This window comes from Flavobacterium sp. 90 (genome assembly GCF_004339525.1).
Classification (GTDB): Bacteria; Bacteroidota; Bacteroidia; order Flavobacteriales; family Flavobacteriaceae; genus Flavobacterium.
On sequence record NZ_SMGE01000001.1, the window covers coordinates 6,013,464 to 6,029,120 of the forward strand.

Annotated in this window: 12 protein-coding genes; 7 read left to right on the forward strand and 5 right to left on the reverse strand. The window is 32.9% G+C overall.

Going from position 1 to position 15,657, the window contains the following annotated elements:
• Positions 1-230: 230 nt before the first annotated feature.
• Genes C8C83_RS24445 through C8C83_RS24455 form a run of 3 tightly spaced genes read left to right on the forward strand, consistent with a single transcriptional unit; the run spans position 231 to position 1,724 of the window.
• A complete protein-coding gene (locus C8C83_RS24445; RefSeq protein WP_121331140.1) occupies positions 231-812 on the forward strand; it encodes a TetR family transcriptional regulator in 582 nt (193 codons plus the stop codon).
• Positions 813-871: 59 nt separating this feature from the next.
• Complete coding sequence (locus C8C83_RS24450; protein ID WP_121331141.1) at positions 872-1,363, forward strand: acyl-CoA thioesterase; 492 nt, start codon at positions 872-874, stop codon at positions 1,361-1,363.
• Positions 1,356-1,724: a nuclear transport factor 2 family protein gene (locus C8C83_RS24455; RefSeq protein ID WP_121331142.1), complete on the forward strand. Its 369-nt coding sequence runs from the start codon at positions 1,356-1,358 to the stop codon at positions 1,722-1,724. Before C8C83_RS24450 ends, C8C83_RS24455 begins: the two co-directional genes overlap by 8 nt.
• Before the next feature lie 90 nt (positions 1,725-1,814).
• Here the strand turns inward: C8C83_RS24455 and C8C83_RS24460 are convergent, their stop codons facing one another.
• Positions 1,815-3,911: a M56 family metallopeptidase gene (locus C8C83_RS24460; RefSeq protein ID WP_121331143.1), complete on the reverse strand. Its 2,097-nt coding sequence runs from the start codon at positions 3,909-3,911 to the stop codon at positions 1,815-1,817.
• Positions 3,908-4,270 (reverse strand): BlaI/MecI/CopY family transcriptional regulator, encoded by a 363-nt coding sequence (locus C8C83_RS24465; RefSeq protein ID WP_121331144.1) that lies wholly within the window; start codon positions 4,268-4,270, stop codon positions 3,908-3,910. Before C8C83_RS24465 ends, C8C83_RS24460 begins: the two co-directional genes overlap by 4 nt.
• 610 nt (positions 4,271-4,880) lie before the next feature.
• Between C8C83_RS24465 and C8C83_RS24470 the strand changes: the two genes are divergently transcribed.
• Positions 4,881-7,808 (forward strand): Ig-like domain-containing protein, encoded by a 2,928-nt coding sequence (locus tag C8C83_RS24470; RefSeq protein ID WP_158598195.1) that lies wholly within the window; start codon positions 4,881-4,883, stop codon positions 7,806-7,808.
• A 97-nt stretch (positions 7,809-7,905) separates the two neighbouring features.
• On the opposite strand, the gene C8C83_RS24475 is transcribed toward C8C83_RS24470, so the two are convergent.
• Both C8C83_RS24475 and C8C83_RS24480 read right to left on the reverse strand, forming a co-directional pair.
• The gene (locus C8C83_RS24475) at positions 7,906-9,174 is read right to left on the reverse strand and encodes an amidohydrolase family protein (RefSeq protein ID WP_121331146.1); all 1,269 of its coding nucleotides are present in this window, start codon (positions 9,172-9,174) and stop codon (positions 7,906-7,908) included.
• Between the two features lie 3 nt (positions 9,175-9,177).
• Positions 9,178-10,302 (reverse strand): hypothetical protein, encoded by a 1,125-nt coding sequence (locus C8C83_RS24480; RefSeq protein WP_132011946.1) that lies wholly within the window; start codon positions 10,300-10,302, stop codon positions 9,178-9,180.
• A gap of 341 nt (positions 10,303-10,643) precedes the next feature.
• Between C8C83_RS24480 and C8C83_RS24485 the strand changes: the two genes are divergently transcribed.
• The gene (locus tag C8C83_RS24485; protein ID WP_121331149.1) at positions 10,644-11,570 is read left to right on the forward strand and encodes a phytanoyl-CoA dioxygenase family protein; all 927 of its coding nucleotides are present in this window, start codon (positions 10,644-10,646) and stop codon (positions 11,568-11,570) included.
• A gap of 11 nt (positions 11,571-11,581) precedes the next feature.
• On the opposite strand, the gene C8C83_RS24490 is transcribed toward C8C83_RS24485, so the two are convergent.
• Positions 11,582-12,763 carry an MFS transporter gene (locus C8C83_RS24490; RefSeq protein WP_121331150.1) on the reverse strand — a complete coding sequence of 394 codons (1,182 nt, stop codon included), beginning with the start codon at positions 12,761-12,763 and terminating at the stop codon, positions 11,582-11,584.
• Positions 12,764-13,020: 257 nt separating this feature from the next.
• Between C8C83_RS24490 and C8C83_RS24495 the strand changes: the two genes are divergently transcribed.
• Positions 13,021-14,361, forward strand: a complete 1,341-nt coding sequence (locus tag C8C83_RS24495) for a lytic transglycosylase domain-containing protein (protein ID WP_121331151.1) — start codon at positions 13,021-13,023, stop codon at positions 14,359-14,361.
• A 454-nt stretch (positions 14,362-14,815) separates the two neighbouring features.
• Entirely contained in the window at positions 14,816-15,553 is a 738-nt protein-coding gene (locus C8C83_RS24500; RefSeq protein ID WP_121331152.1) for a hypothetical protein, read from the forward strand.
• The last annotated feature ends 104 nt before the right edge of the window (positions 15,554-15,657 follow it).

Sequence of the window (15,657 nt, forward strand, 5' to 3'; positions counted from 1 at the left end):
ACAGAACTATAAGTGTTACAATCTGTTTATCTTGAACTTACGGAACAAACAAGACTTTTCTGCTTATAAATATAGCTATCAAAATGATACGCTTTTATCATTTTGGTATCGTTGCTTTTCTATTTTAATCTGTTTAAAAATTTTCTAAAAATTAAGTACAATTTTTCAAATACCGATCGGTATTTATGATTATATTTGTTGTGATCTTATTCATTTCTAAAATAAAAATTATGAATACTTCCGAATTTATACTGGATAAAGTGGCGCCTATTTTTAATAAACAAGGATATATTGGAACTAGTCTAACCGATATAACAAAAGCAACTGGTCTCACAAAAGGTGCTATTTATTGTAATTTTTCTAATAAAGAAGATTTAGCATTAAAGTCATTTCAACTCAATATAAGCATCGCAATAATACCTTTATTCAAAATAGTTGCTAATACAGAAGGATCTTTAAATAAATTACATGCCATAACTGAATATCAACGAAGATATTATGATTTAGTCAAAGACAGAGGCGGATGTCCAATGTTGCGAGTTGGTGTTGATACCAAATTTAATAATCCGTTATTATTTGAAGCGGCGCAAAATTTATCTCAAAAATTCACTTTGGGTTTAACCAATATCATTAACGATGGTATTTCTAATAATGAAATTCAATCTAATATTGATGCTGTTAAATATGCAAAAATAATATTATCGCTTATTGAAGGAAGTTCGCTTCTTGCCTTTACTCATAATGATCAAAGCTATATAAACAACTCAATGGATTTTATAGATCATACAATAATTGAAAGCTTCAGGAAGTAGAAGAAAAATTTTTTAACCTATCAAATACCGATCGGTATTTGATGTAATATATTCGAAAAATGGAAAAAGTATTAAAAACAAAAAGAAAAGTCAGATTTCAGGATTGTGATCCTTTTAATCATTTAAACAACTCCAAGTATTTAGAATATTTCCTTAATACGCGCGAGGATCAAATTGCAGAACATTATGATCTTGATGTGTTTAAATACATGCATTCTACAGGACTTAGCTGGGTTGTTGCTTCTAATCAAATCAGTTATATAAAACCGGCTTTTACAATGGAAACCATATTAATTGAGTCACAATTGATTCAATATACTGATAATCTTTTGTTGGTTGAAATGAAAATGTGGAATGAAAATGAAACCGAATTAAAGGCAATTCTATGGATAAAATTTATTCCGTATAATGTTCAGACAAAAAAATCGGCAAGTCATTCTGATGATCTAATGAAACTCTTTCAATCTGTTGTTGTTCCTGTAAATCAGTCCATTTTTGAAAATAGATATATAGAAACTATTCAAAATTTAAAAGCCAGAACTCATGCCTAAAGTAGAAACAATAGAACGGTTTATCGCAATGGTCGAATCTAACGAACATGACAAAGCGATTGAAAAATTTTATACGATTGATGCTTCGATGCAGGAAAATCAATCTGAACCAAGAATAGGCAGAGATCTTCTTGTAACTAATGAAAAAAACACTCTTTTGAAGGTTAAATCATTAGTATCTAAATGTGTTCGCCCCTATTTTATCAACGGTGATTCTGTTGTTATTCAATGGTTTTTTAGATTTGAATGGAAAGATGGACGTGTTTCTGAAATTGAAGAAATCGCTTATCAAAACTGGGAAAATGAACTTATAAAGAAAGAGAAGTTTTTTTATGACCCAAAACAATTTACAGGTTCATAATCTTAATTATTTACTTTTAATAAATAGAATTAAAAAAGCCCATTCCTTTCGGTTTGGGCTTTTTAGTCTTACAACTCTGATTGTTTTGTATTAATTACCAAGAACGGATTTTAATTCAATATACTTATTTAAGTCATTAAAATTATGTCCTTTACCTTTCATCGATTTTATGAAAGATGGTGTTGTACCAGTTGCTTTAGCGCCAATAATATCGTCAATACCCAAATTACTGAAACCAAGATCTTTGTATTGTTGTAATAATTCCGGTGTAATATTTTGAGATCTCAAAGCAACCAAATCGTCTGGTTTTATGTTGTTATATCCTGCTTTTTGAAAATCACTTACATATTCAGGCGTTACATTCAGAGATTTCATTGCAATAAAATCGTCTATTTTAATGTTTTTGTAACCTGCTTTTTGAAAACTGCTTACATATTCGGCAGTTACATTTAAAGATTTCAACGCAATTAAATTACTGTTTGAAATATCATTATATCCTATTTTTTTAAACGAATTAATAAAGTCCTGATCGATATTCATAGATTTAAAAGCAATGATATCATCATCAGCGTCTTTGTCGTTTTCGGCACCTGAAGAATTTCGAACATCAGCAATATATTTTCCGTCAATTCCCTGAGATTTCAATGCTATAAGATTACCCGGACTAACATCTTTGTAACCTGCTTTTTTGATCTCTTCGATAAAAGCTTTGTCTATTTCTAATGATTTAAAAGGAACAAGATTGTCTAAATCAATATCCGGAATTGCCTGTTTGATAGAAGTTATATACGCTTCATTTACGTCTAAAGCAGCAAGTGGAATAACCTGATCTTTGTCAATGTTATTGAAACCTTTTTTCTTTAGCATTTGAACATAAGATTTTTTGATGTTTATCATAAAGAAAACCATAAGATCACTGTCGTCTTTAAGTACAACTCCTTCTTTAGACATTGCTTGACTATAATCCTTATTAGGCGTAAACTTATAAGTTCCCATACCTTTGTTTCCTTCAAATTTTCCAACAAAAGACATTGTTCCTGCTTCGCGTGTTAAGGTAAATGTCCCTTCTTTGTCTCTTGGTAAATTTGAAAATTCACTCACTTGAAAAGTGCTGTTAGAATTGTTATGTTCGTCATTTTTAAATTGAATATTGATTGTATTCTCTTTAATTGTAGCAAACCAATCTCCTTCAGTTCTTACACTGCTGTGAATGTTTATATTCTTTTCTGGTTCTTCTTCTTTAGAAGTAAGATTTTGACTTTGCGCTGCCGGTTGATTAAAAAGGCACGCAAACAACACCAATATTGGCAATAGGAAAAAGTATTTCCAAGTGGTGTGCACGTTTGATTTTTTCGAGTTCATCATGATGATTCGTTTTTTTAATAATGATTGATTATAGTTGGTTGTAAGACTCAAAGGGAATTGTGGCGCAGCTACTTTTAGTAAACTAAATTGGTAGCTTTCTTTTTCGACAGTATCTTGCTGAAGCATTTGATCGTCTGTCAAAAATTCAAGGTTAATTTCTAATGCTTTTCTCCATTGCCAGGCAAACGGATTAAACCATTGAAAGATCAAAACCATCTCTGCAAGCAAAAGATCGATGGTGTGTTTTTGCTCAATATGAATTTTTTCATGTAGCAAAATCTGATTGTAGGTTTCCCATTCATATTTCTCCGGATTGATAAAGATATTATTACCAAAAGAACACGGCGCTTTATCGTCTGTAATCTCGATAATACGAAACTTCCCATCCTGAATAACTGATTGTGAATAAGCTCTGTAAAGCAATATAACGACTTGCATCAAAAAGTTAAGTGCAAAAACGATTACTCCAAACCAATACAAATAAACCAACCATTTAAGTATTGATTCAATTTTAAAGGTTTCTTTCGTTTGCTCTACAACTGTTGATTCTACAGGTTGTATTTGTGGTTTTGTGGTTTCAATTTTTTCAACTGTAGTTTTATCAACCGTAGTTTTGGCAATTACAACTGTTTTTTCAACCGCTGTTTTTCTCAATGATAATTCTTGCGGAACCGGAACGAGTGGCAAAATAAAAGCCATAATCATACAAGCCAACAATATATATCTGTTGAGATAAAAGAAGGTTTCCTTTTGCAAAAGCAATTTATAAAATACAAAACAAGCTGCAAGAATAAGGGCTGTGTATAAAATATATGGTATCATATTTTTCCTTTTTTAATGATGTCTACGATTTCATCTAAATCATTTTCGGTAAGCTTTTGTTCTTTTGCAAAAAAGGCAAGCATTCTTGGGTACGAATTATCAAAATATTGACTAACAATATCCTTCAATGCAAATTGTTGGTATTCTTCTCTACTAATCACCGGAAAAAAGCAATGCATATTCCCCGCTGTTTCACTATTCAGGAATCCTTTGTCTTTAAGAATCTTGACTATTGTTGCTACACTATTATAATGTGGTTTTGGATCTGGCAATAATGGAATTATATCTCTTATAAAGGCTTTGTCTAAATCCCAAAACACTTGCATGATTTGTTCTTCTCTTTTGGCTAGTTTTATCATCGTTAAATCTTTTTACGAAGATACTACTAATTAATTAGTAGACAAACTAATTGATTAGTATTTTTACTAATAAGTTAGTAATTGGATTACTTTCTTAGAAAAAAACAATCAAACAAAGTTATTAAAATCAAGTATATCAACAACTTAAATATAATTATCTAAAAATAATAAATTTCTAATAATGAAGAGGTTCCTGTTCATTATTTTGAATTTGAGCGAAAAAAAACTCTTCGCGACAAGAAGAAATCACTTTTTTTAAAGCCAGATTAACCAAAGGTTGTTTAATTTTTAATTAAAAGTTAACGAATTCTACAAGCTATAAGCAACACAAATAGTAGCGTCAGGCGGAATCATTTCGAACAAAATCATATTCTTAACAATTCTATAATTCAATCATAATTTTGTCTGAGCAGCCAGAAACAGAAGTTTTAAAAGAACTAAATAAACTCAAATCTTAAAAATTTAAACATAATTACAAGATTTGGTTATCTACATGTAAAATCTCTTAAAATTTAACATTACAAACACAATACATTAATCAGTTCATGTTATTAAGGTAATGTTGCGATTCTATCTTCGCAACTTAAATAACACAAAAAAACTGTCAAAAATGAAACTAAAACTACTATTAATCTTTGCAATTACTTTAATTTGCAATAATGCCTTTTCACAGAAAGGTTTGCTTATCTCAGAGATTCTGACAAATCCCAATGGCGATGATTCTCCATTAGAATATGTCGAACTTGTAGCCACAACTACAATTAATTTTGCAACTACACCTTATACGGTTGTTTTTACAGACAATGGTACTGCAACTTCAAACGGATGGAAAGCCGGAAGTTCTGTTACTTATGCTTTCTTAATCAACTCAGGTTCTGTTACGGCGGGACAAGTTGTTTATGTTGGAGGTTCTTCGATGTTGCCTTTAAGCCAAAGTGGAATTGCTTTAAAAACTAAAAACACCGGAACAACTGCCGGAGATAGTTTTGGTTCTAAAAATACTGCCGGAGTTTTAGGAAACGGCGGTAGCAATGCTGATGCTGTTGCAGTATTTGATGTAACAGCTTCTTCAATCTCCTCTTCTACAGTTCCTGTTGATGCTGTATTTTTTGGTGATGCTGTAGGAAGCGCTTTCAAAAGCTCAAGTTCTGGTTATCAATTGCCTGTAAATGATAAATATAATGGAGGAAAACTACAAACTTCTTCTTATTTGGCGCCAGATCCTGGAAGTGATGAATTAGTAAAAGCAACTTCTGGTGTTTACAATACTTCAACTAATACTTTTACAACAGCTCGTACATGGGCTTTAACAACTACTACGAGTTATAATTCGACTTCAATAACTATTGCAGGAACTCCGGTTGTAAATATTAATCCAACAATAACTTTGGCAACACCAACCGTTTCCGGAAATGCTCCTGCAACAGTAAGTTTATCTGCAACAGCAACAGATTCTGACGGAACGATTTCTAAGATTGAATTCTTTAACGGATCTACTTTGTTAGCTTCTGTAACTTCTTCTCCATACACGTATTCCTGGATAAATGTTGCTGCGGGTTCTTATTCGATTACAGCAAAAGCAACTGATAATAGCGGAGCATCAACAACTTCTACAGTTCAAGCTGTAACGGTAAATAACGGAACTCCAACAAATGCTGCGCCAACAGTAACTTTGGCTACCCCAACAGTTTCCGGAAATGCTCCTGCAACAGTAAGTTTATCTGCAACTGCAACAGATTCTGACGGAACGATTTCTAAAGTTGAATTCTTTAACGGATCTACTTTGCTGGCTTCTGTAACTTCTTCTCCTTATAACTATTCCTGGACAAATGTTGCGGCAGGTTCTTATTCTATTACTGCAAAAGCAACTGATAATAGTAATAATACAACAGTTTCTTCTGTAAAAACGGTAACGGTAAACAGTGCTGTAAATGTGGCGCCAACTTTAGTTTTTAATACTACGGCTTCAAAATTTGTGAGTTTATCAGCTACTTCTGCAAAAGTAGGTTGTGTGATGAACAACAACACTGATCCTTTTATTGTTTCAGGTCTTGATATTACAGTTACCGATGATAATCTTGACGGATTAACATTCTCTATGACGAGTTCTAAAACAAGTGTGGTTCCAAACGCTAATTTTACCATAACCGGAACTGGCAATGCACGTAAATTCAGAATTAATCCAACAGGAGTTGGATATTCGACTTTAACCTTAAAAGTGACTGACGCTCAAGGCGGAAATAAATCTATAACTGTAAATGTTGCCGTTTCTCAGGCTTTGGCTACAGCTTCACTTAAAGATATTTATAATGCTGGTGTAGCCGATGGTTCGACTGCAATTCCTATTGATGAAAATTATATGTTTGCTGCCGATGATGAAACAAATGTGATTAAATTATTCAGCAGAAACAATTCAGGACTTTCTGTTTATCAATTTGATGTGAATCCATATTTAGCTTTAAGCGGAACTGAAGTTGATATTGAAGCGTCTTTTAGAAGTACAACAAAACCAAATCGTATTTACTGGATTGGCTCTTTGAGTAATTCTAAATCAGGAGAAGCAAGAGCGGACAGAAACCGAATTTTTGCTACGGATATTGTAGGAACCGGAGCTAATGCAACGCTTGTTTTTGTTGGATATTACAGCAACCTTAGAAGTAAACTTATTACTTGGGGAAATAATAATGGTTACAACTTTACAGCAAAAGCAGCTACAGGAATTGAGCCAAAACGTATAGACGGTTTTAATATTGAAGGTCTGGAAATGGGTCCTGACGGAACAACATTATATATTGGTTTTAGAGCGCCGTATGTTGGAAGCGGAACTAACAAAGCATTAATTTGTCCTTTGCAAAATTTTGAATCTTGGTTTGGAAACGGAAGTCCTTCTGCTAATCCTGTTTTTGGTTCGCCAATCGAATTAAATCTGAACAATCACGGAATTAGAAGTTTAGGTAAAAATGCTTCCAATAATTACATCATTGTAGCCGGAAGTTATGCTGGAACTGGAACTTTTGAATTGTACTCGTGGAATGGTCAAAGTGCAACTGCTCCGGTTTTACTAAATGCTAATTTAGCGAGCCTTAAACCGGAGGGAATTGTTGATGTTCCAGCTGACATTTCGGGATCATTTACTTTAGATTTAGTATCAGATTTGGGGTCAGATATTCCGTATAATGATGGTTTAGAAAACAAAGATGTTGTAGAACCAAATCACCGTAAATTTTTAACGTCAACTATTAGCGTAAGCGCTCCATCAACAGCTAGAAAAGCTACTGTTCAGGAAGAATCTGTTGCTCAAATCACCGCAAATGAAGTAATCGCGTATCCAAATCCTTTTACTTCTGTACTAAATATTGATTTTTATGATCTTGCGCCCGAAAGCATTTCGGTTTACAGCCAGAATGGTTCGCTTGTAAAAGAAATACATTCGGTTACAAAAGGTTTAAATACATTTGATTTTAATAATTTAAGAACCGGAATCTACTTTATTACTTACACGGGAATGCAAAAAGCAATTACAGTTATTAAACAATAATTGTCTTAAAAATAATTAATTAGCCTAAATCGGAACAAACGAATTCTGTTCTGATTTAGGCTTTTTACATTTTATCCATTTCAATAATACTTGCTATTTAAGGATAATACTTGCTTTTCAAATATTTATTAATGTTGTCTCTCGCCATTTTATCCCAAAGTGATTTTTTTTCTGAAATCATCGCTTTTGTAGCATAATTTCTAAATCCTTTGACAGCATCTTCTTCTAAACTATTTGTTTCGGTCATAAAATAATCTGTACCAAAAAGTATTTGCTTTCCATAAGATTTACTTGCCTCCTCAAAAAAAGTTTTATATAGCTCATTATTTTCTTTTTCCAGACACTCGGCCACACTATAAGATATATCCGTATAAACATTTGAATATTTAGTCATCAAACGTTGTATTTGATTGAACCAATTTTCATCTAAAACCCCATAAGGTTTAGCATATTTATTTTCTTTATTTGGATCCGTTGCTTCTTTTATTTGAGGTACACCGCCAAAATGCGCAAAACATATTTTAAGATTTTCAATTTTTTCAAGCATCGTTTCATAAGAATGAGGTTCTAAGAAATACGAACAAGTCTTTTTGCAATTTTCTCTCTCTACCAATCCAAGAAGTCTGTTTCTAAAGGTTCCTTTTTCATTAATAAATTCAGGTTTATCATAAACCTTTCCCGTATACGGATCAATTGGGTTAAGATTATTGACAATATAGTTTTTACTAAAATTATAAATTCCGCCCATATAATAAGTATGCGTCATTACAGGAACACCATTAGCAGCAGCCCATTCAAAGGTTTTTTTAAGCTTTTTGTCAAAAGCATAATGCCCGGTACTTGGATAGATTTTTAAACCCTGAAAAGGATAAACATATGTTCCGCCAACTTCAATTTTAGTTTCAAAATAGCGTTCTACAGTCTTCTGAATTTCATCTTCGCTGCCTTTCCATCTTGGATCAAGTCCAAAAAAAGGTAAAATACTGGTTGGATAAGTTCTTTTTATCTGAATCACTTCTTCAATTTGACCTTCAAATCCGCTTACAGATCTGCCAACACCAAGGTATTCCAGATTTTGACACAGCGTAACAAATTCAAATGTTTCGTTAGGATATCGGGACATTAAGTTTTCAAAAACAGCCGCCTGATCTTTACTTTTGCCAATTTGCAGAAACGTCGCATACCTTTTAGCTTTTACTATGTCACTTCCAGCTATACTTTTAACGATCCAGGCGCCCAGATCAGTATTGGTAAAATTATCAACTGGTTTTGCTAAAAATGCAGGTAAATATAGTTTCAGAAAATCTTTTGGAGCATTATTCATCGTGAATATATGCGTGTGAGCATTTTTATAAGTATCCTTCATGATCTATACTTGTTTAATTACTGTTTGAGCTGTAGAAGTGGCCTTTCTTAAAAGATCAAACCAAAATGGAGCTCCCAAACTCGCCACAAAAGCCGAGATAATCAACCCTAATATTTTAAGAAAAATACAGGAAAATGTAATCTCGTGTTTAGAACATGATGTCGCCTTTTTTTCTGATTTATTATTAGAAGTAGTCGCACTGGCTTTTGCTGATTTGCAGGCACATTTTGTAGTGTCTTTGGTATTCAAACAGATAGGTTTATTCCACCCAATAGGCAAATCAAGATTGTTTTTTAAACTATCTATTTGTTTCGATAATTTTTTAATGTCTTTTTTAGTCGAATCGATAGCGGCTTTATTGACAATAGTGACTTTTTTCATAGTGTCATATTTTGCACTAAGACCTTCTAATTGTACTTGATTCTTTAAATAATAATTAATCATTCCTGCTCTTCCCGTTGGATTACTTTCATAATATTTAAACAAAGCAATACTATCTACATTAATAGCCAGACTTACAAAAAGACCAATAAAAAACAAACGTTTTCTCGAAAGCTTTTTATACCACGCACTGGTTCTGTCATTAAATTGGTCAAACCAAGTTGTAACTTCGGTAACCAATTGGTCATAAAGTGTTGTCTCATTGCAACCGTCATTACTTACAGCTTTAAGTTTTGCTTTAGTGAGAGCATTTCGCAACATTATAATCAAATCACTTTGCCCTAAATAAGTAACAGAGAATTCAAAATTGTTCAGTAAATCATTTTTGTACTTTGGCACCTTAGCCGAAGCTTTTGGGTGAAGTATTTTAGCCGCCTGAACATTCGCAACGGTGTCAATTAATACTTCCGCCAAAGTTTTGGAACAGATTTCTGTTGGAGGTGCTTTTTCAGATTTAGTCAGTAACTTGATATTACTGTTATTGTACATCAATAATCCCCAATTAATCTGATTAGAAAAATCGAACAGTTTTTCAATAATTTTATTTCTGAAAAACCTTCCTCTTTCACTTTTAATCTGTACTCCTACTTCAAGAATCATACTGCAAAGAAGTGCAAACAAAGCCCAACTAATGACTATTGAAAGAGCAACCTGAACAATTGTAGAAGAAAAAAAACTTACATCCATTATCTCTAAGTTTTAAAGTTTTGCTTACTCTTTAAAGGATTTTTAGCCTACTCCTTATGGATTTATATAAAACAAATTCTTTATTTTCCTGACATTACCGAATAACAACTTATAATCAAGCAATTAACTCTAAAAAAAACAGAACAAGTTATGCAAAAAAAAGCATTTTTTCATAAGTAAATACCCCTGTTTTTGAGTTATTTAATCAACTGAAGCTTTAAAGTTTTCTCTTTATAATTACTGGATTTCATTCAGAAACTAAAACAGGTATTTATACTTTAGATAGAAAACTAATAATTGCTATTTTTGAATAAGCAGATTCTTATTCTAAATCTATCCAAATGAAAGAGACTTTTACTATTCTTGAAAAACTATGGGAACGTACTTTAAATCCTTCCAATGCTTCTTCTGCGAATGAAATTCAAAATTGGGACGACGAAATAAAAGCTTTATATCAATTGGGTATTGGTATGGAAGATGCGCTGCAATTTTTATACTTTGAAAAACCTGATTTCGAAACATTTAAAACCTGGGCAAACAATAAAAATAAAAGCAACAAATCTGAATCTAATGGTTTTGAAGTTGATGTTCTTTCAAAGGAAGACCTAGAATTTTGGGATAATAACGGCTATGTAATTTTAAAAAATGCAATCCCAAAAGAAGATTGCGAAGCTACACAACAAGCAATTTGGGATTTCTTAGAAATGGATCCCAACAACAAAAAAAGTTGGTATAACAGACATGAAAATCAAAAAGGTTTAATGCTTAATTTTTCGGATCACGAAACCTTAAATAAAAACAGATTTTCGCCAAGAATAAAAAAAGCATACGAACAGCTTTATAAAACAGATAACATTTACAAAACTATTGATAAAGTAAGCTTTAACCCTCCTGAAACCTCAGAATTTACTTTTTTAGGAAGTCCGCTTCATTGGGATACGAGTTTAAAACAACCTATAAAATTTGGGCTTCAGGGACTGCTCTATCTCACAGATTGCAACATTGATGAAGGAGCTTTTCACTGTGTTCCGGGATTTCACAACGAGATAAATCATTGGCTTGACAATCTACAGCCAGACGAAAATCCGCGAGATAAAGCTATTGCGACATTACAACCGAAACCTATTGCAGGAAATGCCGGCGATTTTATAATCTGGAATAATACTTTGCCGCATTGTGCTACAGCAAACAAAGGAAAAAATCCAAGAATGGTGCAGTATCTTACCTATTTACCAAATGAATATAATGCTGATGGAGAATGGATCTAAATCTTAGAAAGTTACGCTTTTTCGACTTTTCGCAAACGGATCAAAACATATCCTAAAGCAAGGAAAACCATTGCTGCGCTGGCATACATAAGCATTGGGATTTTTGCAATCACATCCTGATACATCCATCCTGCAATAAGTGCTCCAAGACCAATTCCGGCTTCAAGAGCAATATACATTGTTGCCATGGCTTTTCCGCGATGATCGGCGAAACTCATATCAACCGTCCAGGCGTTTAAAGCCGGAGAAACAATTCCGGTAGAAACTCCGTAAAGCGCAGATCCAACTAAAAGTCCTGTGATTGAAGTCGAAAATCCAACGATGAATAGTGATATAATCAAAAAGAACAATCCAATTGCTATTATATGCAAACGGCCGTATTTGTCTGATGCTTTTCCGGCTCCAAAACGAATCATTACCGAAGTAATTGTAAAGACCATAAAAAACAAGCCTTTATTGGCGATTCCTAAATGCTGACTCCAATCCGGAATTAATGTCAAAATCACGCCATAAGCCATATAAGAAAGAAATGTCACAATAGCTGCCGGCAAAACTTCTACGGCTATAATATCATTTCTTGAAATCCTTAGAATACGCAAACTAAAACGTTGTTTGTTTTTTAAAGTTTCTTTCATGTTCATCAAAATTACAATCGACATCAAGGCAAAAACAGAAGATGCGTAGAAAAGCATGTTCATCGAAGAATATATTTTAATTGTACTTCCAATCGCTGGTCCTAAAGCCATTCCGATTGAGAAACAAAGTCCGTGCAATCCTAAAGCTTCTCCCCAACGCTCTCTTGGAACAATATCTGCAACATAAGCTGCCGTTGCTGTAGGTTTAAATCCTGTAGAGAATCCATGAATTAACCTCAAAAATAAAAACCCCGAAACGGTTCCTAAAACCGGATAAAGAATACCACACACAAAACAAACAATCGATCCAACAGCCATAACAGGAACTCTGCCTAAAGTATCTGTCAATCGACCGCTAAAAGGTCTTGAAATTCCTGCCGTTAACGTAAAAAGCGCAATAATTAATCCTTTATACTCCGCTCCGCCCATATTACTCAAATACTCAGGAAGTTCCGGAATCAGCATATTAAAACTTGCCGAAAACAGTAAGGAACTTAAACAAACTAATCCAAACTGAAGATTATAGATTGGGTGAATGGCTTTGATTGGGGAATTCATGAAGTGATTTTTGAAGCGCAAAGATAGAGAAAACTCTAATTTCAAACTAATCAATCACAAAGCTAATTGAGTAAAGATTAACGCTAAATCAATTTTAAACCTTTCCTGAAACACACTGATAAAAGTCTGATATTGATTATTATATGGCTTATCATGGTCATAATAAGAAGCAGACACATTGTAATTTTGCGCCGTTATAATAAAAAGGAAATTACATAAGTAATAACCTAAATAACAAATCATTAACTCTTATAAATATGAAAACAAAAAATACCACACTGTACTTTTATATCCTATTCTTAATTCCATTCTTTTCGCAAGTAATTGGTCAGAATAAGGCAATCAATTTAAAAGAGAAAAACAATACTTACCTCGACTCTGTAAAAAAGACATTTGTCAGGAATAATATGTCTGCTCGTGTTGACAGCTTGTGGATGAAGGAATTAACAAATCTGGATGCTTTTAATACGCTTACAACCGAAATTGAAAACGGTGCCGTGGATCAAAAAATTGATTTAGAATTGCCTACTGAATTACTTAAATCGAGACTAACTGCGATGAATGCAAAATCGCCTTTCAATATTGAATACAATCCACAGCTTGAAACCGTTATTAAATCTTTTCTTAAATACAGAAAGAAATCATTTGGTAGATTAATGGCTGCTTCTGAATACTATTTCCCTTTGTTTGAGGAAGCTTTGGCAAAAGAAAAAATTCCACTTGAAATCAAATATCTGGCTGTTGTAGAATCTGCATTAAATCCAAAAGCGGTTTCGAATATGGGAGCAACAGGACTTTGGCAATTTATGTATAATACCGGAAAACAATACAAGCTTGAAATCGATTCTTATGTTGATGAACGTCACGATCCTCTAAAATCTACAGAAGCTGCCGCAAAATACATGAATAGTATGTATAAAGCTTTTGGTGATTGGGATTTGGTTTTAGCCGCTTACAACTCAGGGCCCGGAAACGTTTCTAAAGCGATCAATCGTTCTGGCGGACAAAAAAATTACTGGAACATTAGAAAAAATTTACCAAAAGAAACACAAGGTTATATTCCCGCATTTCTTGCTACAATGTACCTTTATGAATATCATGCCGAACACGGGATTCAGCCTGAAAAAGCATTAGTAAAACATTTTGCAACAGATACAATAATGATCAAAAAACAAATGAGTTTCAAGCAAATTTCTGACTTGATCGACATTCCAATTGCGCAATTAGAATTATTAAATCCTTCGTATAAACTGAATATTGTTCCGGTTTACGACAAACAAAAACATTTTCTAAAATTGCCTCAGGATAAAATAGCCGTTTTTACTTCGAATGAAGAAAAAATTTATGCTTACGCCGAATATCAGGCAAATTTACGGGAGAAACCTTCTCAAAATTCTATGATGATTGCGTCTAAAACGACTAACCCAAAAAAAACTGCAACATTTGAAAAAGCAAAATATTATGTTATTCAAAAAGGAGATACTCTGGGCAGCATCGCAAGAAAATATTCTGTAAGTGTTTCTGATCTAAAAAAATGGAATAAAATAAATACTGAATTATTGGCATTAGGCAAAAGCTTAAAAATAACAGCAAAATAGTATTAAATAGAAGTTTTTATTAGAAATACGAATCAAAGGTTAAAATTTGCCGTTAGGCACTAAATCTTGGTAGAAAACAGGAATTAGAATAAATTTAGCGTGCCGCAGGTACGCAATAATTATCATTTTGTCGCGTACCTGCGGCACGCCAACGTATTTTGAATCTACAATGACTACCAATATTTAGTGCCTAACGGCACAAATTATAGAATTTCAACTCTTGATTGGTATTAAAACTACTTTTATAAAGTGTTTCATCACATAATAAAAGTAGTTTTTATCAGTTTTGAAACTTCTAAACCAACGTTATTTATTGTAAAAGTTTTTTAAAATTTGCCTTTTTTATACAGCTCTTTAAAAAGTTTAAAATATATTTACGTTTTGGTTAATAGAATTACGCATCGCAAATAATGAATTAATGCAGCGTCAAGCCAATTAATTTTAAGCAGTCAGAATGGAAAAATATAACGTATCAGTAGTGTCATCAACTTTAGAGGATAATACAATACCCAACGATAAAATAAAGAAAGTCGATTTATTACCAGATCCTGAATCTCGTTTAGATTCAATGGAAATGAAAGAAAAACCTCTTATGGATTCTACTATTCCGTTTAGAGATTTAACAAATGTTGCGACTAAAAAAGAAAGCATTACCAAACTGATTGACAAACTTGATGTTGAAACTAATATTAGATATCAAAGAACTGTAGAAGATACGTATTGCAATGTATATTCATACGATTATTGTTATTTTTCGAAAGTATATCTGCCAACGGTTTGGTGGACAGATGAATCTCTTGAAAAAGTATTAAACGGGCAAGAAGTTGAGCCTGTTTTTGAAGAAACTGTTGATCGCATTTACTCCAGCGCCATACACGATTGGTTTTTAGAATGGGGAGTTAGTTTTGGCTGGGAAAGAATCCTTACTGTTGATGAACTTCAAAATAAGGTAAACGCTAATGGCGGAATTGGAATTATTTGTGCCAAAAGAAAAGAAAAAGGACTTTCTGGTCATATTGTTCCTGTTGTTCCCGAAACAGATTTACATAAAGCGTATCGAGAAAATGGTATAGTAGTATATCCGCTACAATCACAAGCCGGAAAATTAAACTATAATTACTTTTCAGAAGTTAGAGAAGACTGGTGGAATGACGAGCTATATTCCTCTTATGTCTTATATTACCATGAATAAATAAAAACAATTTCCTTAATTGTTTAAACTTCTAAAAACTTTATTGATTTTCAATGTGTTAACTATTTGTAAATCACATAATAAAAAACTACTTTTGCAACTTG